We start from the raw sequence: 21,390 nt of genomic DNA on the forward strand, positions 1-21,390 counted from the left end.
CAAATTCTCAAATCACGACGTTATGCTTGATCCCCGCCTGCTACGCAACGATCCCCAGGCCGTGTCCGCGGCCCTGGCCAGGCGCGGATTCGATTTCGACGCCGCGGCCTACGCGGCGCTCGATGCGCAGCGCAAGCGCCTGCAGACGCGCACCGAGGAGCTGCAGGCAGAGCGCAACCGGCGGTCGAAGTCGATCGGCCAGGCGAAGGCCGCGGGCGAGGATATCGAGCCGCTCAAACAGGCGGTGGCCGGGCTGGGCCAGCAGCTCGACGATGCCAAGGCCGAGCTGGAGACCATCCAGCAGCAGCAGGACGACGTCCGCGCCGGGCTGCCCAATCTGCCGCGTGCCGACGTGCCGGAGGGGTTGAGCGAGACAGACAACGTCGAGGCCCGCCGCTGGGGCGAGCCGGCTGTGTTCGATTTCACGGTGCGTGATCATGTCGAGATCGGCGCGCTGCTCGACGGCATCGACGCCGCGGCGGCGGCAAAGATCACCGGCGCGCGCTTTTCCGTGCTCAAGGGCGGGGTGGCACGTCTGCACCGGGCGTTGATCGCCTACATGCTGGATACGCACACCGCCAACGGCTATACCGAGCTCAACGTGCCGTATATCGTCAACGCGGGTTCGTTGTTCGGCACCGGCCAGTTGCCCAAGTTCGGCGAGGACCTGTTCCGCCTGGCCGAACCCGACGACTACTACCTGATCCCTACCGCTGAAGTGCCGGTCACCAATCTCGTGGCTGACGAGATCGTGGACGCCGATCAGCTACCCCTGCGCTTCGTGACGCATTCGCCGTGCTTCCGCTCGGAGGCGGGCTCGGCCGGACGCGATGTCCGAGGCATGATTCGCCAGCACCAGTTCGAGAAGGTCGAACTGGTCAATCTCGTGCATCCGGACGAATCCGATCGCGCGCTGGAAGCGATCACCGCAAGCGCCGAGTCCATCCTGCAGGGGCTGGAGCTGCCGTATCGTGTGGTCACACTGTGCGCCGGCGATATGGGCTTCGCGGCTGCCAAGACCTACGATCTGGAGGTCTGGTTGCCCAGTCAGGACACCTATCGCGAGATCTCCTCCTGTTCGAGCTTCGAGGATTTTCAGGCTCGGCGGATGGGCGCTCGGTACCGGGATGCGGATACCGGCAAGCCACGGCTGTTGCATACGCTGAACGGCTCGGGGCTGGCCGTCGGGCGCACGCTCGTGGCGCTGCTCGAAAATCACCAGCGCGCCGACGGCAGCGTGGATATACCGGCCGCGCTGCAGCCCTTCACGGGCGGCGTCGAGAAGTTGACGCCGGGCTAGATTGTGGCGACAGGGCGGGTGCGGGCGGTGCAGGGCGGCAGTGCAAGGGTTCGTCGATGCCCTGCGCTGCGCTCAAGGGATTGAATACAGCCGTGTAGGTCGGATTAGCGCAGCGTAATCCGACACGAATTCCACTCGAGACAAGCCGGAGCCCGAACAGTGACCCAGGTCGGATCCTGGCGGAGCGCGTGTATTCGGGCTCCGTGTGGAGCGAACGAGACGCGCAGTGCCCAAGGGTGTCCGAGGCACGGCCTCGGTGCGGCCAACCTGTCTGAGCGTCGCCCAAGCGACGTGAGTTCTGGCCGCATCCCTTCGGCATGAGCATCGCAGTGGTTCGGCGCGCTTCGCGCCGACGCGTAACCCGGGTGTCGTTTCCTTTGCTTCCTTTCGTTTGGACAAGCAAACGAAAGGGAGTTGCGCGGCAGCGCGAGACCAAAGTGGCGTCTAACTCGTGAGCGCCGTAAGACGGGTGGCTTAAACCCGGCGTCTTGAATCGACCACGCCGGCGAATTCTCGCTTGTCTTGTCACACGGCGACACGAACTCGACATTTCGGTCAGCTCGTAAGCGCCGAAAGAGGCCGCGGCCTGATACAGGCGAGTCATGAATCCTTTCCTACGGCTTCAGTTGCCATACGTCGATGGACAAGCGACGAGAACATCGCCGTCGAGCGCCCCTCATCGGAACGGCAGCTCGTCCCAGATCTCGGCGATGAGCGCGTCGTAATCCGGGCCCGGGTAGGATGCGATCGCCCGATCCAGCCGTCGGCTGGTCAGATGTGGGGCGAACTGGGCGATGAAACGACGCATATAGCCCCGCAGGAAGAGGTTATGGCGAAAGCCGATATGCGTAGTGCTGGAGGCAAACAGATGGCTGGCATCCAGACGCACGAGATCGCTGTCCTCGGCTTCGTCGTAGGCCATGTTCGCGACCACGCCTACGCCCATGCCGAGACGCACGTACGTCTTGATCACATCGGCATCCACCGCCGTGAGCACCACGTTTGGCTCGAGGCCTTCGGCGTTGAAGGCGTCGTCCAGATGCGAACGCCCGGTAAAACCGAACGTATAGGTCACGATTGGCTGCGCGGCAAGTTCGGCCAACGATAGCCGTTCGGTCTTGGCCAAGGCATGCGCCCGGGGAACCAGAACACAGCGGTTCCAGTGATAGCAGGGCAGCATGATCAATTCATCGTAGTGCTCCAGCGCTTCCGTGGCGATCGCGAAATCGGCGTCGCCGGCGGCAGCCCAGCCTGCGATTTGGGGCGGCGCGCCCTGATTGATATGCAGCGAGACCTGTGGATAGGCATGCCGGAAGGCGTCGATCACGTCCGGCAGGGCATAGCGGGCCTGGGTGTGTGTAGTGGCCAGACACAGCGACCCGCGGTCGGCATCGGCGAACTCGGTGGCTGTTCGGGTGATGTTCTCGACCTCGGACAGAATCCGTCGCGTGGTCTCGAGGATGCGTTCGCCGGCCGGCGTCACCCGATCGAGATGTTTGCCGTTGCGCTCGAAAATGAGTACGCCCAGCTCTTCTTCGAGCAGCCGAATCTGCTTGCTGACCCCCGGCTGTGAAGTGTGCAGCGACTCCGCGGCGGCGGTGATATTGAGCCGCCGACGGGCGACCTCGTTGATATAGACGAGTTGACGAAGCTTCATCTTCGGGCAGGTTTCTCAGGGCCTGGTTTCATATGCTATTCCATTCTTAAAGCATAAACAGATATTTCTATCCGATTCTATACGTCGCTGCTAGCCTTGCGCGCTTGGATTTCATGGCAGTGCAGCATCGATGCTTGCGTTCAGTGTGGCGGGATTGGTGGTCGGTTTGGCCGTCGGCGTGACCGGCGTAGGCGGCGGATCGCTCATGACGCCGCTGTTGATCCTGCTGTTCGGTTTCGCACCCTCCGCGGCGGTCGGCACGGATCTGCTGTATGCCGCCGGCACCAAGGGGTTCGGTACCTGGCTGCATGGTCGCCAGCAGACCGTCGACTGGCGCGTGGTCGGGCTGATGGCGGCGGGCAGCCTGCCGGCCGCCATCGCCACGATCGTTTGGCTGCACTTCGTTGGGCTGCATCCCTGGGTCGAGCATCTGATGACTATCACGCTGTGCGTGGCCATCATCGCCACGGCCGTGTTGACCCTGGTACGCAAGCGGCTGATGGCCCGTTTCGGCTCCGGGATCGGCAGCGACAATGACAGCGGGTTGCCGGATCGGCTGCTGCACTGGCGCGAGCCGATCACCGTGTTCGGTGGCGTGGTGCTAGGGGTGTTGGTGACGCTGTCATCGGTAGGCGCGGGCGTGCTGGGCACGACGATGCTGCTTCTGCTCTACCCGCGTCGTGCGGCGATTCGAATCGTGGGCACCGATATCGCCCATGCCGTGCCGTTGACGCTGGTTGCCGGCCTGGGGCATCTGAGCCTCGGCACGACCGACCTCCCCGTGCTCGGCTTTCTGCTTCTGGGCTCGCTGCCGGGTATCTATCTCGGGACACGGCTTGGCTCGCGTTTGCCAGATGGCCTGTTGCGGCCGATCATATCGGTCCTGTTGCTGCTCATCGGCTCGAGCATGCTCATCGATAGCGCGCGGTCGCTGCTCGGCAGCTGAGCCGCCGGCCGGTGCGGCAGGGCAGTGAAACGCGCCGACAGTTTGTCGTTCGATCCTCCCAGCCCAGTTGATGCCGTGCCGAGTCCTGTGACGCCGCCGCTGCCCTTGTTTATCCGTCTGTCGGGCCGGTCGGTGCTGGTCGCCGGCGCGGGACGAGTCGCCGCCCGGCGTATCCGGCGTTTAATCGATGCGGGCGCGTGGGTACGCGTGATCGCCCCCGAGGCCGCGCCGGAGATCCGTGCGGCCGCCGATCGTGGCGCTATTGAATGGCAGGCCCGCCGCGCCGAGCCGGGCGATGTGGCCGGCCAGTGGCTCGTCTTTGCGCTGACCGACGATCCCGCGGTCAATGCCATGCTGTGCGACGCCGCCGCCCATGCGGGTATTCTCGCCCAGCGCGGCGACGACGCGCAGGCATCGGATTTTGTCGTGCCCGCGGTGATCGAGCGGGACTCGCTGCAGATCGCCATCGCCAGCGGCGGCGAGGCGCCCACGCTGGCCCGCCTGCTGCGGGCACGGCTGGAGGCCTGGGTGCCGCGTGCCTACGGTGATCTGGCGGCTCTGGCCGGACGCTATCGCGACGCGGTCAAGCAGCATTTGCCGCGCTCTCGTCGTGCGGCGTTCTGGACGCAGGTACTCGACGGGCCGATTGCGGAAAAAGTCTTTGCCGGGCGGCTGGCCGAGGCGCAGCGCGATCTGGACGCGGCGCTCCGGGACGCTCGCCACGCGCCGGCGGCGTCGCGTGGCGAGGTGTACCTGGTGGGCGGTGGGCCGGGCGACCCGGACCTGCTCACCTTTCGGGCGCTGAGGTTGATGCAGCGCGCGGATGTCGTGCTCTACGACAGCCTGATCGCGCCGGCCATCGTGGAACTGGTCAACCCTGAAGCCGAACGTATCCACGTGGGCAAGCGTGCCTCGCGCCATACCTTGCCTCAGGACGATATCAACGGGCTGATGGTGCGTCTGGCGAGTCAGGGCAAGCGCGTGCTGCGGCTCAAGGGCGGGGACCCGTTCGTGTTCGGTCGCGGCGGCGAGGAGATCGCGCGTCTGGCGGCCTCGGGTATCGCCTTCCAGGTGGTCCCCGGAATCACGGCGGCCAGCGGATGTGCGGCCTACGCCGGCATTCCGTTGACCCATCGCGACCACGCCCAGTCGGTGACGTTCGTCACCGGCCATCTCAAGGCCGGTGAACTGGAGCTGGCGTGGACACAGCTCGCCGCGCCCGGCCAGACGGTGGTCTTCTTCATGGCCTTGAAGAGTCTGCCCATCATCTGTGAACAGCTGCAGACCCACGGCCTGCCGCGCGAATGGCCCGCGGCGCTGATCATCGAAGGTACGACGACGCGCCAGCGCGTGGTCGTCGGCACGCTGGCGGATCTGGCCTCGCGTGCGGCGCGGATGACCATCCACGGGCCGACTTTGCTGATTGTGGGCCAGGTCGTCCAGCTGAGCGAGACCCTTGCCTGGTTCGACCCGGTCGCCGACGAGCGCGCATGAAAAAGGCCCGGCATCGTCTCGATGCCGGGCCCGGATCCGTCGTCTCGGGCGTCGCCTGTCGACGGCCTCGGTTCTATTCCTCGCCCATGAATACGCCCAGCAGCTGGAGCAGGCTCAGGAACAGGTTGTAGATGGTCACGAACAGGGTGACGGTGGCGGTGATGTAGTTGGTCTCTCCGCCGTGCACGATTTCGCCGGTCTGATATACGATCAGACCCGACATGAGCAGTACGAACAGGGCGGACACGGCCATTGACAGGGCGGGGATCGAGAACACCACCGCGATGATGCTCATCACGAAGGCCACGAGGATGCCCATGAACAGCATGCCGGCCCACTGGTTGAAGCGACGGCCCGAGGCCAGTGCGTAGGCCGACAGTCCCATGAAGATCGTGCCGGTGCCGCCCAGGGCGAGCATCACGATCTGGCCGCCATTCGAGAAGCTGTTGAGGTAGAGATTGAGAATCGGGCCGATCGTATAGCCCATGAATCCGGTCAGGGCGAATACGCTGACCAGACCCATCGCGCTGTTCTTGGTTTTTTCCACCGCGAACAGCAGGCCGAAGTAGCCGACCAGCGTGATGATGATGCCCGGGTGCGGCGCGTTCAGCCACATCGCCGAGCCCGCGACCGCTGCCGAGAACAGCAGGGTCATCGACAGCAGCATGTAGGTGTTGCGCAGCACGCTGTTGGTGGCCAGCGCGGTCTGTGCGCTTGAGGTACGGACAGTGCGTTCAGCAGTCATTGAGGTGGGCCTCGGTGGGTGTCTGGTCGAAGGCTATCACGCCTTTTCGTGGAAAGAATCTTTGGTTGAACAATGCAGATAAAAATGCCGTATCAACGGTTTCAGTCCACTACGATAATCGGGGCATTTCAGGCATTTGCAAGCGTGCTGGCGATCGTGTGCACGCTGGTCCTGGCAATGGCCGGCTGTGCTGCCGGCGAGCCCGACGATCACGGTGGCGACACGCCGGAATTCGGGCAGCCGGTGGCCGCGCGGCAGTCGCTACGCGTTCTCGATAACACCGGCTTCACGATTGGCTACGACGGGAAACGTCGACAGGCGGCCTGGGTCGCCTACCGGCTCGGGCCCATCGGCGCACGGCAATACCTGCCGAGGCCGTCGTTCGAAGCGGACCCGCGCCTGCCAACCCCCGCGCCATTGGCACGCTACGCCGGGCCCGACTACGATCGTGGTCATCTGGCGCCTAACTACGCGATCAGCCAGCTTTACGGCGAAGCAGGTCAGCGCCAGACGTTCTATTACAGCAATGTCGCCCCCCAGCGGCCGCGCCTGAACCAGCTTGTCTGGCAGCGGCTTGAGGAGATCGAGATCGACGAGATCGCGCCGCGAGTCGGCGCACTCTGGGTCATCGTCGGCCCGATCCCGGCTGCGCCCGGCCAGCCGCCGGTCGCTTTCTTCCGGCTATGGATCGCGCGCGACGGCCAGGGCGGCTGGCAGGCGCTGGCGTTTCGTGTCGGCCAGTCGGTGCGTGGCGACGAACGCCTGGACGCCTTCATCGTGCCCATTGACCGTATCGAAGCCGAAACCGGGCTCGATTTCCTGCCCGAGCTGAGCACCGCGCGACAGGCCGCCATCGAAGGACACGCCGCGCCGGCCTCCACCTTCGGTTTCGCCCCGCTGGCGTGTCAGCCAGCCCGTTACAGCCGTCGCTGGCAGGACCGGGACGGCATTCGGTTACGTTATGATCGCTGCGCAAACCCTGCTGAAACGCCTGCCGGCCGTGCCGGCCGAAGGAAAGACCATTGACCGAGAACACGCGTACGCCGGGGGTCATCGGCGCATTCAGCGAGCGGTTGTCGATACGCCAGCGCCTGGTCGGCGCCGTGATTCTGCTGCTGCTGCTCTTCGGCGCGGTCTGTGTATTCAGCCTGGTCGCCGCAGAAAGCGTGCGCAGTGCCCGATCGTTTTCGCAGCAGGTCAACCGCGTATTTCTGGATACAGCCGATCTGGGCGAGGCGATCTCGCGTCAGGAGGCCAGTCTCCGCGGCTATGCGTTGTCGGGTAGGCCCCGCTATCTGGATACGCTGGATGACATGGACATCCAGTTCACCCGCGCGCTGGTCGCGTTGCAGGCGGCACTGACCAACGCACCGGCCCAACAGCAGCGGCTGAACACCATCGGAGGTCTGCATGAGCGCTGGCGACTGACCGTGGCTGACCCGATCGTGAGCGCGGTCAAGGACGGCGATCTGGCCAGTGCCCGCGAGCGGCTGATCGCTGGTGATAGCGTCAAGCTGATCGATCCGATACGCGGCGCGCTACAGGATTATCGCGAAGCAGTGCAGTCCCAGCTGGCCGCGAGCGATGCGATACTCGATTACCGTCAACAGCGTGCCCGCTGGCTGCTGGTCGCCATGTTGCTGTTCGGCTTGTTCGTGGGTCTGCTCACCGTCAACGCCATCATCCGTCGCGTAACACGACCTCTGACCCAATTGACCGACATCACTTCGCGTCTTGCCGCGGGCGAACGCGATATCCACGTGCATTTCCGTCGTCGCCGCGACGAGATCGGGTCGGTCGCACGTGCGCTTGAACACTTCCGCCAGATCATTCTCGAGCAGGACCGCCAGGACTGGATCCGCGATCACCGGGCCCGCCTGAGTGTGCTGATGCAGCGCTTCGGTAATGACCGGGAGCTGGGCGATCAGCTGCTCGGGCAACTGGCCGAACTCTGTGGTGCCGGATACGGCGCATTGTTCACGCCGGCTTCGCTGGCTGACGACGAGACACGGTTCGCGCTGCTTTCACGCTACGGCTACAGCGATGATGCCGAGCAGGTGTTCGCAGCCGGCGAGGGGCTGGTCGGCCAGGTACTGGTGACCCGGCGCCAGATTCTGCTCGAGGCCGTACCCGAGGGTTATCTGCCGGTGCGTTCCGGGCTGGGTGCGGCACGACCGTCTGTTCTGCTCATCGTCCCGGCCCTGGTCAACGACCGCGTGAGCGCGATTCTCGAACTGGCGTTGTTTCGCCAGCCGAGCCAGTCGGAGCTCGACCTGCTCGATACGCTGATGCCCAATATCGGGCTGGCATTCATGTCGCTGGCACGCATGCGGCGCACCGCCGAATTGCTCGATCAGAGCCGTGCCCAGACCCAGGCGCTGACCGCGTCGGAGCGCCAGCTTCGCGAGCAGCAGGACACGCTCGAAAAAGCCAACACCGAACTGCGCATGCAGAGTGAGGAACTGGCCGCCCAGTCCGAGGAGTTGCGTGCGTCGGAAGAGGAATTGAAGGTCCAGTCCGAAGAGCTTCAGGCGACCAACGAAGAGCTCCGCCAGAAACAGGATCTGATGAGCGACCAGCAGGTCGAGCTGTCGCGTCTGCATAGCGAAAGCGAACAGCGCGCCGAGGCGTTGGCCCGCGCCAGCCAGTACAAGTCCGATTTTCTGGCCAACATGTCCCACGAGCTGCGCACGCCGCTCAACAGCCTGCTGATCCTGTCACGAAGCCTGGCCGACAACGACGAGGGCAATCTCGAGGCCGATCAGATCGAGGCGGCCAGCATCATCCACGAGTCGGGAAGCAACCTGCTGGCCCTGATCAACGATATTCTCGACCTGTCCAAGATCGAGGCCGGCAAGATGCGCGTCAACGCCGAGCGATGCCGGATCGTGGATCTGGTCGCTCGCCTGCATCGATATTTCGATCATGTGGCCGAGCGCAAGCAACTCGCCTTCGCGGTCGAGATCGCCGACGATACGCCCGCGGAAATCATGACCGATGCAGGCAAGCTCGAGCAGATTGTGCGCAATCTGGTCAGCAATGCGATCAAGTTCACCGAGCACGGTCGGGTGACGGTCACCTTCGCGCCGGTCGATCCCAGCACCGTGCTGCGGAGCGAGGGGCTGACGCCGGGCGATGGGTTGGCGGTTCATGTACGCGACGAGGGTATCGGCATACCCGCCGACCGCCTCGAACAGATCTTCCAGGCCTTCGAACAGGTGGATGCCAGTACCAGTCGAACCTATGGCGGCACCGGACTCGGGCTGTCCATATCGCGCGAGCTGGCGCGCCTGCTCGGTGGCGAGGTGCACGTCGAGAGTCGGCTGGGCGAGGGGAGTTGCTTTAGCGTGTATGTTCATCGCGAGCTGGTCGCGGCGAGCGAGGCCGGTGGCGATTCGCCGATATCTGGTCGTGCCGCGTCCGTGCGTGAACCGGCTGTCGAATACGGCGCGGCTATAACCGAGCGCCCGGCCCGACCGACACCGGAGCCTGGGCGTAGCCCGCATCTGCTCATCATCGACGACGATGCCGTATTCGCCCGGGTGGTCGCCGAGGCGGCGCGCAAGCGCGGTTTCGAATGCACGATCGCAGGCGACGGCGAACGCGGTCTCGACATGGTTCGCCAGCAGTTGCCGGACGCGATCGTGCTCGACCTGGGTTTGCCCGGTATGGACGGCTGGGCCGTGCTGGACCGCCTCAAGGCCAATGAACGCACCTGCAAGATTCCCGTACATATCGTCTCGGCGGCCGACGATACCGGACGGTCCCAGCAGTCGGGGGCGGTGGGATACTTGCGCAAGCCGATTTCGCGCGATGACCTGGACACGCTTTTCGCACGCGCCGAGGCATTGACCGGCCGGCAGGCACGCCGCGTGCTTGTGGTCGACGATGATCGCGAAGCGCATACCGCCATCGCCCATCTGCTCAAGCACGAGCGGGTGGAGATCACGGCCGTGACCAGGGGCAGCGAGGCGTTGTCGGCGCTGGACGAGCAGAGCTACGACTGCGTGGTGCTGGACCTGCGGTTGCCCGACATCAGCGGTTTCGAGCTGCTCGAACGCATCGCCGCGCGCACCGGTGCGCCCCCCGTCGTGGTGTATTCGGCGCGCGAGCTCACCGACGAGGAGACACGGACGCTGCGGGCGCACACCGACAGCATCGTGATCAAGGGCTCGCACGCGCAGGCGCGGCTGCTCGATGAAATTTCGCTGTTCTTCCACCGTATTGCCGATGCCTCGCGCACCCCGGCACCGGTCGCGGCGGCCGAGCGCGCGGCGCCGGAGACGTCGCTGGCCGGGCATACGGTCCTGCTCGTCGACGACGACATGCGCAACACGTTCGCGCTGTCGCGCGTGCTGCGTGCGCGCGGCCTGAACGTGCTCATGGCCAGCGACGGGTTCAAGGCGCTCGATCAGCTGGCCGCCCACGACAGCGTCTCGATCGTGCTGATGGACATCATGATGCCCGGCATGGACGGCTACGAGGCCATACGACGTATTCGTGCCCAGCCCGAACGGGGCGAACTGCCGATCATCGCCTTGACCGCGAAGGCAATGGCCGGTGATCGTGACAAATGCCTGGAGGCCGGCGCCAATGACTACCTGCCCAAACCGCTGGATACCGATACGCTCGTCACACGCATGCAGGCGCTGCTCTAGCGTCCGCGCATTCGCGCCGGCCATGGGTGGGCTGCGCTGATGGCCTCGCGAATGAGTGATACCGACGTCGAAGACATCGCCCTGGAGGTTTTCATCCAGAGTGTGCGTCTGCGTCACGGCTACGATTTCTCGGGCTATGCACGGGCCTCGCTCAAACGTCGAGTGGTCGAGCTGGCGCGTTCGCTGTCGCTGCCCAATATCGGCGCGCTCCTGCCACAGGTGCTCTACGATGACGATATCGCCCGTACCATCGTCGCCCATCTGTCGGTGCCGGTTTCGGCACTGTTTCGCGACCCGGAAGTCTTCGGCCGGCTCAAGCACGACGTGCTGCCGGTGCTTGCGTCCTGGCCGCGTATCAACATATGGCAGGCCGGATGTGCTCATGGCGAAGAGGTCTATTCGCTGGCGATCCTGCTGTCCGAAGCCGGCCTGACGTCGCGTAGCCAGATCTACGCCACCGATTTCAACGACCACGCGCTCGAGCGGGCCGCCGAAGGAATCTTCGACAGCCGCCACCTGGATGATTACCAGCAGAACTATCGCCTGGCGGGCGGGCAGGGCGCGCTGTCGGATTACTATCATGCCCGCTACGATCTGGTGCGGATGCGCCGGGAACTGCTCGATCGTGTGGTGTTCGCCCATCACAACCTGGTGACCGACGGCGTGTTTGCCGAAGCGCACCTGATTCTGTGCCGCAACGTGTTGATCTACTTCACGCAACCGCTCAAGGACCGGGTGCTGGAGTTGTTCGCCGACAGTCTGGTGCGCGGCGGATATCTGGTGCTGGGCAGCAAGGAGACGCTTCGCTTTTCGGCGGTGGCCCATCGCTTCGAGGCGGTCAGCGAAGACGACCGCATCTATCGTCTTGCGAGTCAGTCGTGATCGACACCGAGCGCCATGAAGCGCTGGCCATCGGCGGCTCGGCCGGCAGCCTGCCGGTCGTTATCGATCTGCTGGCCGAGCTGGCCGCCGATACCGCGCTCGTCGTGGTGCTGTGCCTGCATATGGGCCGCAGCCGCGCCGGGGACATGGCGCGCGTACTCGGCCGGCGCTGCGCGCTGCCGGTCAGCGAGGCGGGCGAACGACAGCGGTTGGCGCCGGGCCATGTCTACTTCGCGGCCGGCGGATACCATCTGCTGGTCGAGCGCGACCGGCGTTTCGCGCTGTGCGCAGGCGAACGGGTGAACTTCGTGCGGCCGGCGATCGATATCCTGTTCGAATCGATGGCTGACGCCTATCGGGACGGGCTGGCAGGCATGTTGCTTTCTGGGGCCAATGCCGACGGCGCATCCGGATTGGAGTATATTCAGCGTCTTGGCGGGCTGACCCTCGTGCAAAGCCCGAACAGCGCGATGGCGGCTCAGATGCCTTCAGCCGCGCTGGATCTGTTCACGCCCGACCGCGTGCACGACCCCATGGGTCTTGGGCAGGCGGTGCGGGCGCTTTCGCGGTCGTGATGCCGTTGCTATGACACAACGCAGTGGAATGTGGGGCAACGATTTGTCCACGCCCAGGATCCTTGTCGTCGACGATCGGTACGCCAACCGCGTAGCGATGCGCCACGTGCTGTCCGGCCTGGATGTGGAACTGGTGGAGGCCGAAAGCGGCAACGACGCGCTCGTGGCGTGTCTGGAACACGAGTTCGCGCTGATCCTGCTGGACGTGCAGATGCCGGGCATGGACGGTGTCGAGGTGGCCGAGTTGCTCAACGGCGAGGAATCGACCCGCGATACGCCGGTGATCTTCGTGACGGCCGGCTCGACCGACGACATCGACCGCCTCAAGGGGTATGACGTCGGCGCGGTGGACTACATTACCAAACCGCTGAATCCGCCGCTGCTTGCGGCCAAGGTCCGTAACTTCCTGGATCTTTATCAAAGCCGCCGCGAACTGGTCGCGACACTCGCCGCACTGGATGAGCGCAACCTCGAACTGCAGCGCGAAATCGAGGAACGCAAGCGCGCCGAGGCACTGGCCCAGCAGCTGGCGACCCACGATGCGCTGACCGGGCTGCCCAATCGGCTGCTGTTCGTCGACCGTCTGGCTTCAAGCATGCGTCGAGCCCGGCGCGAACAGGCACAGTTCGCACTCGGCTACATGGATCTGGACGGCTTCAAGCCGATCAACGATGCCTATGGTCATGGGGCCGGTGATACGCTGCTCAAGGTAATCGCGGAACGGCTGGAACGCCATACCCGTGCCTCCGACACCACCGCCCGATTCGGTGGCGACGAGTTCGCGCTGATCTTCGATCACGTGAAGTCCGCCGAGAGCTGTCGTTCGTTTTGCGAAGAACTGCGGCTGGAACTCAGCGCGCCGACGACGGTGGCACTGGACGGCGGCTCGGTAGAGGTTGCGGTCGGGGTGAGCATCGGTCTGGCGATCTATCCGGCTCACGGTGACGACGCCGACCGACTCATGCACAACGCCGACTGTGCGCTTTACCAGGTCAAGGCTCACGGCAAGGCCGGGGTACGCGTGTTCCAGCCCGAGGACGATGTGCCGCGGCTCGGCGCGGAGCCTGTGGCTAAGCCGTTGGGGCGCGTGGTGCGCGGTTAGCCCGGCGATGCATCGTCCGGCCGATCGAAGGCGACGACCTGTTCTTGTGCGCCGTCGGCCAGGAGCTGGTCGACCCGCAGCTCGGCTTGCTTGAGCAGGCTCTGACACTGTCGCGCCAGAGTAACGCCGCGTTCGAACTTGCCGAGCGCATCCTCGAGCGAGATATCCCCGGCCTCAAGCGCTTCGACCAGGGTCTCCAGTTCGGCGACGGAGGCTTCGAAATCGCCCAGCCCCGGCTTGGTGTCGGTAGCTTGAGCTGACGGCGTGCTGGATTTTCGAGCCATGGCGGGGCGCGGGTCCGACGAACGAATGACAGTCGCGCAGTGTACCCGGCGCACCGGCCGGCGTCAGCGCTGTCTTGCCAGCGTACCCGCGGTGGCTTAACGTGCCGCGCTATTGCAACGCACGCATCCGCCCGTGCCCGTCGACGGTCGCGCCGATCCCGCCGGTGGGCCGACGACGCAGCCTGCAGGGCCGTCCAGCCGTGACGGACCCAGCCGGATGCGCGACCAGATCCGAAGAGGTTTCATGGCCAGCCGTTACGACGCCGCCGATATCGAAGTGCTGTCCGGGCTCGATCCGGTACGCAAGCGCCCGGGCATGTTCACCGATACCGCGCGTCCCAATCATCTGGCTCAGGAAGTCATCGATAACAGCGTGGACGAAGCGTTGTCCGGGCATGCCGGGACCATCGAGGTCACGCTGGCCGCAGACGGCAGCCTGGCAGTGGTCGACGATGGCCGCGGCATGCCCGTGGATACTCACGGCGAACATGGCGTATCGGGCGTCGAACTGATCCTGACGCGCCTGCATGCCGGCGGCAAGTTCTCCAATCGGCAATACCAGTTCTCGGGTGGTCTGCACGGGGTCGGCGTATCCGTGGTCAATGCGCTGTCCACGTCGCTGGTGGTGCAGGTCTGGCGTGGCGGGGTGCATTACGAAATGCGCTTTGCCGACGGCGAGAAGACTCAGGAGCTTACCGAGATCGGCCGCTGTGCCAAGAACCGGACCGGCACCATGCTGCGGTTCTCGCCCGATCCGCAGTATTTCGACAGTCCGCGGTTTGCCACTGGCCGGCTCAAGCATCTGTTGCGGGCCAAGGCCGTGCTGTGCCCGAACCTGCGGGTACGTTTCGTCGACGAGGCCGGCGAGGAAGACATCACCTGGCAGTATGCCGACGGACTGGCCGACTACATGGCCGACGCGCTCGCCGATATCGAGTGCCTGATCTCTCCGGCATTCACCGGCGGCGAGAACGAGACCACTCAAACCGTCGACTGGGCGCTGACCTGGCTGGCGCCGGATCAGCCAGGCGTGGATGGGGTGGCCGAGAGTTACGTGAACCTGATTCCGACCGCCTCGGGCGGTACCCACGTCAACGGCCTGCGGACCGGTCTCACCGAGGCGGTGCGCGAATTCTGTGAATTCCGCAACCTGCTGCCACGTGGGGTCAAGATCGCCCCGGAGGATGTCTGGTCCGGGTGCAGCTATGTGCTGTCGGTCAAGATGAACGAGCCCCAGTTCTCGGGCCAGACCAAGGAACGGCTATCCTCGCGCGATATCAGCGGGTTCGTCTCCGGCGCGGTCAAGGACGGATTTTCGCTGTGGCTCAACGCACATGCCGAGACCGGTGAGCTGCTGGCCGCCCAGATCATCGGCAACGCCCAGGCGCGGGCGCGGTCGGCCAAGAAGATCAAGCGCAAGCGTGTGACCGCCGGCCCGGCGCTCCCGGGCAAGCTCACCGACTGTGTGACTGACGACCCGGCGCGGTCCGAACTGTTCCTGGTCGAAGGCGATTCCGCCGGCGGTTCGGCCAAGCAGGCCCGTGATCGCAACTTTCAGGCGGTGATGCCGCTGCGCGGCAAGATCCTCAATTCCTGGGAGGTCGATGCCGCCGACATCATGGCCTCGAACGAGATCCACGATATCTCGGTCGCCCTTGGCCTGGACCCGGGCTCGGGCAATTTCGAGCGTCTGCGCTATCACAAGATCTGTATTCTGGCCGATGCCGATTCGGATGGGCTTCATATCGCAACGCTGCTGTGTGCGCTGTTCGTCAAGCATTTCCGGCCGCTGGTGGAGCATGGACACGTGTTCGTGGCGATGCCGCCCCTGTTTCGGATCGACGCCGGCAAGGAAGTCTTCTATGCGCTGGACCGCGACGAGCGCGATGCCACGCTGCGCCGGCTCGACAACGAAAAGAAAAAGCGCAAGATCAGCGTCACGCGGTTCAAAGGGCTCGGCGAGATGAGCGCACTGCAGCTGCGCGAGACCACGATGGCCCCGGACACGCGCCGTCTCGTCCAGCTGTCGATCGGCGAGGACGGGGTGCCCGATGGGCAGGTCGACGAACTCATGGACATGCTGCTGGCCAAGAAGCGCGCCGCCGATCGTCGGGGCTGGCTCGAGGCCAACGGCCACGAAGCCGAGGTCTGACAGGCCATCGCCGGGTGGCCGGTGAACGCCGCCAGCCGTTAAGCAATCAATCAAGCGAATCCTTTACGCATGGCAACCACTCTGGAACACGACAGCGAGCGCCAGCCGCTGCGCACCTTTGCCGAAAAGGCGTACCTCGACTATGCGATGTACGTCATTCTCGATCGTGCGCTGCCTCATGTCGGCGACGGCTTGAAGCCGGTACAACGGCGTATCGTCTATGCGATGTCCGAGCTGGGCCTGTCGGCCGCCTCGAAACCGAAAAAGGCCGCGCGTACGGTCGGCGACGTGATCGGCAAGTTTCATCCGCACGGCGACTCGGCCTGTTATGAAGCCATGGTGATCATGGCGCAGTCGTTTTCCTATCGCTATCCGTTGATCGACGGTCACGGCAACTGGGGTACGGCGGATGACCCGAAATCGTTCGCGGCCATGCGCTATACCGAATCCCGGCTGACCGGTTATGCCGCGACGCTGCTGTCCGAACTGGGCCAGGGGACAGTGGACTGGCAGCCGAACTTCGACGGCACGCTGGACGAGCCCAAGACGTTGCCGGCGCGGCTGCCCAACGTGTTGCTCAACGGCGGGACCGGCATTGCCGTGGGCATGGCGACCGACATACCGCCACACAACCTGCGCGAAGTCGCCGCCGCTACCGTCCATCTGCTCAACCATCCCGATGCCGATCTGGATGCGTTGAGCGAGCATCTGCCGGCGCCCGATTTCCCCACCGGCGCTGAGATCATCAGCCCCGCCGAGGAAATCCGCCAGCTCTATGCCACGGGTAACGGCATGGTGCGCCTACGGGCCACCTATACCGTCGAGTCTGGCGAGATCGTGATCGATGCGTTGCCCTATCAGACATCCGGGGCCAAGGTGCTCGAGCAGATCGCCGGCCAGATGGCGGCCAAGAAGCTGCCGATGGTATCGGATCTGCGCGATGAATCGGATCACGAGAACCCGACCCGCCTCGTCATCGTGCCGCGCAGCAATCGTGTGGATATCGAAGCGCTCATGGCGCATCTGTTCGCCACCACTGGTCTGGAAAAGGGGGTGCGGGTCAATCTGAACGTGATCGGCCTGGACGGCGCGCCCCGGGTCAAGAACCTGCGCGAAATTCTGTCCGAGTGGCTGACTTATCGCACCACGACGGTCACCCGTCGACTCGAACACCGGATGGATGCCGTACTGGACCGGCTGCATATCCTCGAAGGGTTGTTGATCGCGTATCTGAATATCGACGAGGTGATTCATATCATCCGCACCGAGGACGAGCCCAAACCGGTGATGATGAAACGCTTCGAGATCACCGGCACGCAGGCCGATGCCATCCTGGACCTGCGCCTGCGGCACTTGATGAAGCTCGAGGAGTTCAAGATCCGCGGCGAACAGGAAGCCCTCGAAGACGAACGCAAAACCCTGGAAGCGACGCTCGGCTCGAAGAAGAAACTCAATGCGCTGATTGCCTCGGAAATCGAGGCCGATGCGGAAAAATACGGCGACGAGCGGCGCAGCCGTCTGGTCGAGCGTCAACAGGCCCGCGCCTTGTCCGAGGCCGATCTGCTGCCCAGCGAGCCGATCACCGTGGTGCTGTCCCGTCAGGGCTGGATTCGTTCGGCCAAGGGCCACGATGTCGATGCGCCGAGCCTGAATTTCCGTAGCGGCGACGACTATCTGACCCACGCGGCCGGTCGGAGCAATCAGACCCTGATCGTGATCGATTCCACCGGACGTAGCTATACGCTGGCCGCGCACAAGCTGCCGTCGGCCCGTGGTCAGGGCGAGCCGCTGACCGGCAGCCTCAACCCGGCCGACGGCGCCCGTTTCGTGGGTCTGGCCATCGGCGACGAGAACACACGCTGTGTGCTGGCCAGCGATGCCGGCCATGGTTTTGTCACCACTCTGGCCGATATCAGCAGCCGCAACCGTTCCGGCAAGACGGCGTTGTCCACCGGGCGCAATGCCCGTGCGCTCGAGCCCTCGACGTTCAGCGCCGAAGACGCTGAAGTCTGTGCGGTCACCAGCGAGGGGCAGCTACTGTGCCTGGCTATCGACGAACTGCCGGTGCTGTCCAAGGGCAAGGGCAACAAGCTCATCTCGCTGAAAAAGGGCGAGCACCTGATCGCGGTCGCGGCCCTCGCAGCCAACCAGCGTCTGACGCTGTACAGCGGCAAGCGTCACATGACGCTCAAATCGGCGGACCGGGACGCTTATCGGGGCCCGCGTGCCTCGCGCGGGCGAACGCTGCCGCGGGGGTTCACCCAGGTACAGGCGCTGGCGGTCGAAAGCGACTGACCGAGCTCGGGGCGGGCCGCCCGGTCGTCGGTTACCGGCGGCATGCGGCAGGCTCGCTAAGGGCGAATCTCGCCGGTGTGATCCAGCACGTCGGTATTCGGTTCCTGGATGAAGTGGCCCTGGACATAATTCACGCCGGCCTGCCAGAGCCGCGCCATGCTGTTGGCATCCTCGATCTGTTCGGCAATCAGCGGTATATCGCGTTCGCGCGCGCTGGCGATGATCTGGGCCAAGCGTTCGTCGTCGCCGGCGGCCAGGATCTGGCGGGCGAAATCGGCCGACAGCTTGATGAAGCTGGCCGGCATCTTGTCGAGCACTTGAATGGCCTTGGCCGTGCTGCCGTAATGGGTCAGCGCCATACGGAACCCGAGTGCCTCGAGTTCGGTAGCCAGGCGCCGGGCTTGCACGATCTGGCCGCGCGCGTCTTCTTCTCGAATGCTGAAAATCAGATTCTGGCGCGCAATGGCACGCGCGGCCAGTGTCTGCTTGAGCCAAGCCAGGAATTCGTCGGTTGCTGCGATCGTCGCGGCCGAGAGTTTGACGAACAGCGCGATATGGATGTCCTTGGCCTGCTGCTGCCAGATCACGTCGATAGCGCGGCGCGTGACCCATTGGTCGATACCGCCCATCAAGTCCGCCTTTTCGGCGGCCGCGAGGAATTCCCCGGGACGCACGAGCGCGCCGCGGTCGTCGACATAGCGCAGCAGCACGTCGAAATAGGGCTGGCTGTCGCCGGCCAGGCTGGTGATGCCCTGGTAGGCCAGGCTGAACCGGTCGTGGGTCATGGCCTGTCGCAGCCGCGCGATCCACTCGGCCTGCATGCCCTGATCGGCGTCGCCGTCGGCCGCGCCGATGGTGCATTCCTGACACAGGTTGCCGCCGTCGGCGCGCAGCTGATAGGCGGTGTTCATCAAGGTTTGCAGACGCTGGGCGTTGTCGGCGGCGGTGCCCGAGAGCACAGAATAGGTCAGAGTGGCCGACAGGCTGGCACTGTGGCGGCCGTCGCCGAAGATCTCGTCGGCCAGCGAGGCGCGGAGCTGACGGGCCGACTCGGCCAGTTCATTGGCCGAATGCCGCTCGACGAGCATGACGTACTCACCGTTGCCGAACCGGAAGATGCGGTCCTCTTCGCGTACGGCCTGAAGCAGGAACAGACCCACTTCCTGCAGCAGAAGATCGGCTTCGGCGAGGCCGAGATCCGATTGCAGCACGGGGGCGTCGTCGACGGCGATGAAGATCAGGCCGAGCACGCGCTCCTTGGCGCGGCCGGCGACCTGACGCAGAATCGCATGCAGTGCCATCCGCCCGTCGAGCGCGGTTCGGCGCGAGGCCTCGGGCAGGGGCAGGTGCTCCTTGTCGGTGGCTTGCAGGACCAGATTGACCGAATGACGTTCTTCGCTTTCGCTGACCCCCGGGCTGAGCACCGCCCGGACCGGCTGACGATGACCGTGTCGGGTCACCAGATCGAAGCTGAGCGTGGTATCGCTGTTATGGCGCACGACCTGCTCTACCCCTTCGGCCACCCGGCCGCGGTCGGCCGGCGCGGTGCGATCGAGCAGGTCCATGCCGCGTACGCTGTCGATGTCGGCCACCCCGATCAGCCGGGCGAAGGCCGCATTGGGATCGATGATACGGGTGACGTCGAGGGTGGCCCGTGCATCCTGTCCCTGGCTGAGCAACACATCCAGGCGCCGCTGAGACTGATTCAGCCGCTGCCCGGCCTCGAGCAGTTCGTGTCGAACGCGGCCGAGTTCCACAGCCTGGCCCAGGCGTGTTTGCAGACGCGCTCGATCGCCGAGCGCCACCAGATCCCAGGCGCCGTCGGCCACCGCTGTCTCCAGCGTCAGGCCGGCTTCGCCGGCATCGATCATCACGATCGGCGCGGACCCTGCCACGCCGCGGATCAGTCCGAGCGCGCGCTGTGCGGCCTCCGGCTCGGTATCGCAGCCCAGGCAGTAGACGGCCGCCGGCGCGTTGGTGTGACTATCGGCAGCCTCGGCCGGCGCCGAGGCGTGGACAATCTCCAGGGCCGGGTCGATCTCGGCAAGCGCCTGCGAGGCGGCGCTTCGAATCGCCGGCTCAGTGGTGATCACGATCGCGACCAGATTCTGCATCCGGCCGGTAGGCGGTGTGAGCGTCGTGGCAGAGCGGGTCTGGTTCAAAAGAGCGTCCCCGATATTCAGTGGCTGTGGTTTCGGGCGCGATGGCCCAGCACCTGCTTGGCACCTTCGCCGGCGCTTTCGCGAGCCAGCCTGGGTACGAGATAGCCCGGCAGACGCGCGGCCAGCCGGTCGATGAGCGTTTGCGCCTGTGCGGGGCCGACCTCGAAATGCGCGGTACCGGCGACACGGTCGAGCAGGTGCAGATAGTACGGCAGCACGCCCAGCGCAAACAGCCGCTGGGATAACGCCGCGAGGGTCTCCACATCGTCGTTGACGCCGCGCAGCAGCACCGCCTGATTCAACAGTGTGGCGCCGGCGTCGCGCAGGCGCGCCAGGGCCGCCGCGACCGCATCGTCGAGTTCGCGGGCGTGATTGGCATGAATCACGATGACAGTCCGCTGAGCGCGCCCGGCGATCCAGTCGACGAAGCCGTCATCGATGCGCTCGGGCAGAACCACAGCGGTACGCGAATGGATACGCAGGCGTTTGACGTGTTTGATCTCGTCGATTCCCGCGCCGATCGCCGCCAGCCGGGCGTTGCTCAGCGACAATGGGTCGCCGCCGGACAGGATGACTTCGTCGATACGGTCGTCGGCGGCGATAGGCGCAAGGGCGGTGCCGGCGGGACCGCGCCGTGCCTGATGAGCGGCATAATCGAAATGTCGGCGGAAGCAATAGCGACAATGGATCGCACAGGCGCCGGTGGTCACCAGCAGCGCGCGGCTGGTGTACTTGTGCAGCAAGCCATGGCCAACATGGCTGTCCCCGTCGCCGACCGCATCGAAAACGAAGCCCGGCGTATCGTCGTGTTCGGCGTCCAGCGGCAGGACTTGGCGGAGCAGCGGATCGGCCAGGTCGCCCCGGGCCATGCGAGCGACATACCCACGCGGCACGCGCAGATCGAACAACCGGGCCGCTCGACGAGCGCCCGGCAGCGCCTTGCGCGGCAGTTCCAGCAGTTCGAAGAGCGTGTCGACATCGGTGATCGCATCGCGCATCGCCTGCTGCCAGGGGCGATCGCTTTGCGATAGACTGACGCGTTTTCGGGCGAGAGCGCTCATGGGCTCGGACAGCCGCGGGGTGAACTGCTGCAGTGTAGAGCGCCATCCGCGGCACGCCAACAGCCCGGCCGTGTCGG

Annotated in this window: 15 protein-coding genes; 10 read left to right on the forward strand and 5 right to left on the reverse strand. The window is 65.0% G+C overall.

Annotated features, from left to right (window positions below):
* Window positions 1-22 precede the first annotated feature (22 nt).
* Window positions 23-1,300 carry a serine--tRNA ligase gene (serS, locus tag T31B1_RS07045; protein WP_353248790.1) on the forward strand — a complete coding sequence of 426 codons (1,278 nt, stop codon included), beginning with the start codon at window positions 23-25 and terminating at the stop codon, window positions 1,298-1,300.
* Between the two features lie 676 nt (window positions 1,301-1,976).
* On the opposite strand, the gene cysB is transcribed toward serS, so the two are convergent.
* Window positions 1,977-2,957: an HTH-type transcriptional regulator CysB gene (cysB, locus tag T31B1_RS07050; protein ID WP_353248791.1), complete on the reverse strand. Its 981-nt coding sequence runs from the start codon at window positions 2,955-2,957 to the stop codon at window positions 1,977-1,979.
* Between the two features lie 130 nt (window positions 2,958-3,087).
* Here cysB and T31B1_RS07055 point away from each other — a divergent pair, with 130 nt between their 5' ends.
* The gene (locus T31B1_RS07055; protein WP_353248792.1) at window positions 3,088-3,903 is read left to right on the forward strand and encodes a sulfite exporter TauE/SafE family protein; all 816 of its coding nucleotides are present in this window, start codon (window positions 3,088-3,090) and stop codon (window positions 3,901-3,903) included.
* A gap of 75 nt (window positions 3,904-3,978) precedes the next feature.
* Window positions 3,979-5,397, forward strand: coding sequence for a siroheme synthase CysG (gene cysG / locus T31B1_RS07060; RefSeq protein ID WP_353248793.1), 1,419 nt, complete (start codon window positions 3,979-3,981; stop codon window positions 5,395-5,397).
* A gap of 73 nt (window positions 5,398-5,470) precedes the next feature.
* On the opposite strand, the gene T31B1_RS07065 is transcribed toward cysG, so the two are convergent.
* Window positions 5,471-6,142 (reverse strand): Bax inhibitor-1/YccA family protein, encoded by a 672-nt coding sequence (locus tag T31B1_RS07065; protein ID WP_353248794.1) that lies wholly within the window; start codon window positions 6,140-6,142, stop codon window positions 5,471-5,473.
* 144 nt (window positions 6,143-6,286) lie between these two features.
* On the opposite strand from T31B1_RS07065, the gene T31B1_RS07070 reads away from it, so the two are divergent.
* The 5 genes from T31B1_RS07070 to T31B1_RS07090 are packed head-to-tail and all read left to right on the forward strand — an operon-like array spanning window position 6,287 to window position 13,359.
* Window positions 6,287-7,168, forward strand: a complete 882-nt coding sequence (locus T31B1_RS07070; RefSeq protein ID WP_353248795.1) for a DNA/RNA non-specific endonuclease — start codon at window positions 6,287-6,289, stop codon at window positions 7,166-7,168.
* Window positions 7,165-10,800: a response regulator gene (locus tag T31B1_RS07075; RefSeq protein WP_353248796.1), complete on the forward strand. Its 3,636-nt coding sequence runs from the start codon at window positions 7,165-7,167 to the stop codon at window positions 10,798-10,800. The genes T31B1_RS07070 and T31B1_RS07075 overlap by 4 nt, the downstream gene beginning before the upstream one ends.
* Before the next feature lie 51 nt (window positions 10,801-10,851).
* Window positions 10,852-11,682, forward strand: coding sequence for a CheR family methyltransferase (locus tag T31B1_RS07080; protein ID WP_353248797.1), 831 nt, complete (start codon window positions 10,852-10,854; stop codon window positions 11,680-11,682).
* Window positions 11,679-12,257, forward strand: a complete 579-nt coding sequence (locus T31B1_RS07085) for a chemotaxis protein CheB (protein WP_353248798.1) — start codon at window positions 11,679-11,681, stop codon at window positions 12,255-12,257. Before T31B1_RS07080 ends, T31B1_RS07085 begins: the two co-directional genes overlap by 4 nt.
* Before the next feature lie 28 nt (window positions 12,258-12,285).
* Window positions 12,286-13,359 (forward strand): diguanylate cyclase domain-containing protein, encoded by a 1,074-nt coding sequence (locus tag T31B1_RS07090; protein WP_353248799.1) that lies wholly within the window; start codon window positions 12,286-12,288, stop codon window positions 13,357-13,359.
* Here the strand turns inward: T31B1_RS07090 and T31B1_RS07095 are convergent.
* A complete protein-coding gene (locus T31B1_RS07095) occupies window positions 13,356-13,643 on the reverse strand; it encodes an exodeoxyribonuclease VII small subunit (RefSeq protein ID WP_353248800.1) in 288 nt (95 codons plus the stop codon). The genes T31B1_RS07090 and T31B1_RS07095 overlap by 4 nt on opposite strands.
* Before the next feature lie 244 nt (window positions 13,644-13,887).
* On the opposite strand from T31B1_RS07095, the gene parE reads away from it, so the two are divergent.
* Window positions 13,888-15,795 carry a DNA topoisomerase IV subunit B gene (gene parE, locus T31B1_RS07100; protein ID WP_353248801.1) on the forward strand — a complete coding sequence of 636 codons (1,908 nt, stop codon included), beginning with the start codon at window positions 13,888-13,890 and terminating at the stop codon, window positions 15,793-15,795.
* A gap of 69 nt (window positions 15,796-15,864) precedes the next feature.
* Complete coding sequence (gene parC, locus T31B1_RS07105) at window positions 15,865-18,090, forward strand: DNA topoisomerase IV subunit A (protein WP_353248802.1); 2,226 nt, start codon at window positions 15,865-15,867, stop codon at window positions 18,088-18,090.
* A 56-nt stretch (window positions 18,091-18,146) separates the two neighbouring features.
* On the opposite strand, the gene T31B1_RS07110 is transcribed toward parC, so the two are convergent.
* The gene (locus tag T31B1_RS07110) at window positions 18,147-20,252 is read right to left on the reverse strand and encodes an EAL domain-containing protein (RefSeq protein ID WP_353248803.1); all 2,106 of its coding nucleotides are present in this window, start codon (window positions 20,250-20,252) and stop codon (window positions 18,147-18,149) included.
* Between the two features lie 17 nt (window positions 20,253-20,269).
* Entirely contained in the window at window positions 20,270-21,313 is a 1,044-nt protein-coding gene (epmB, locus tag T31B1_RS07115) for an EF-P beta-lysylation protein EpmB (protein ID WP_353248804.1), read from the reverse strand.
* Window positions 21,314-21,390 lie beyond the last annotated feature (77 nt).

The organism is Salinisphaera sp. T31B1, from assembly GCF_040361275.1.
Lineage (GTDB): Bacteria > Pseudomonadota > Gammaproteobacteria > Nevskiales > Salinisphaeraceae > Salinisphaera.

What these genes read in the sequence shown, in the direction of transcription:
- T31B1_RS07080 (WP_353248797.1), top strand. Translation starts at nt 10,852, where the DNA reads ATGAGTGATACCGACGTCGAAGACATCGCCCTGGAGGTTTTCATCCAG.
- T31B1_RS07065 (WP_353248794.1), bottom strand. Translation starts at nt 6,142, where the DNA reads ATGACTGCTGAACGCACTGTCCGTACCTCAAGCGCACAGACCGCGCTG.
- T31B1_RS07095 (WP_353248800.1), bottom strand. Translation starts at nt 13,643, where the DNA reads ATGGCTCGAAAATCCAGCACGCCGTCAGCTCAAGCTACCGACACCAAG.
- parE (WP_353248801.1), top strand. Translation starts at nt 13,888, where the DNA reads ATGGCCAGCCGTTACGACGCCGCCGATATCGAAGTGCTGTCCGGGCTC.
- serS (WP_353248790.1), top strand. Translation starts at nt 23, where the DNA reads ATGCTTGATCCCCGCCTGCTACGCAACGATCCCCAGGCCGTGTCCGCG.
- T31B1_RS07055 (WP_353248792.1), top strand. Translation starts at nt 3,088, where the DNA reads ATGCTTGCGTTCAGTGTGGCGGGATTGGTGGTCGGTTTGGCCGTCGGC.
- epmB (WP_353248804.1), bottom strand. Translation starts at nt 21,313, where the DNA reads ATGAGCGCTCTCGCCCGAAAACGCGTCAGTCTATCGCAAAGCGATCGC.
- cysB (WP_353248791.1), bottom strand. Translation starts at nt 2,957, where the DNA reads ATGAAGCTTCGTCAACTCGTCTATATCAACGAGGTCGCCCGTCGGCGG.
- parC (WP_353248802.1), top strand. Translation starts at nt 15,865, where the DNA reads ATGGCAACCACTCTGGAACACGACAGCGAGCGCCAGCCGCTGCGCACC.
- T31B1_RS07090 (WP_353248799.1), top strand. Translation starts at nt 12,286, where the DNA reads ATGTGGGGCAACGATTTGTCCACGCCCAGGATCCTTGTCGTCGACGAT.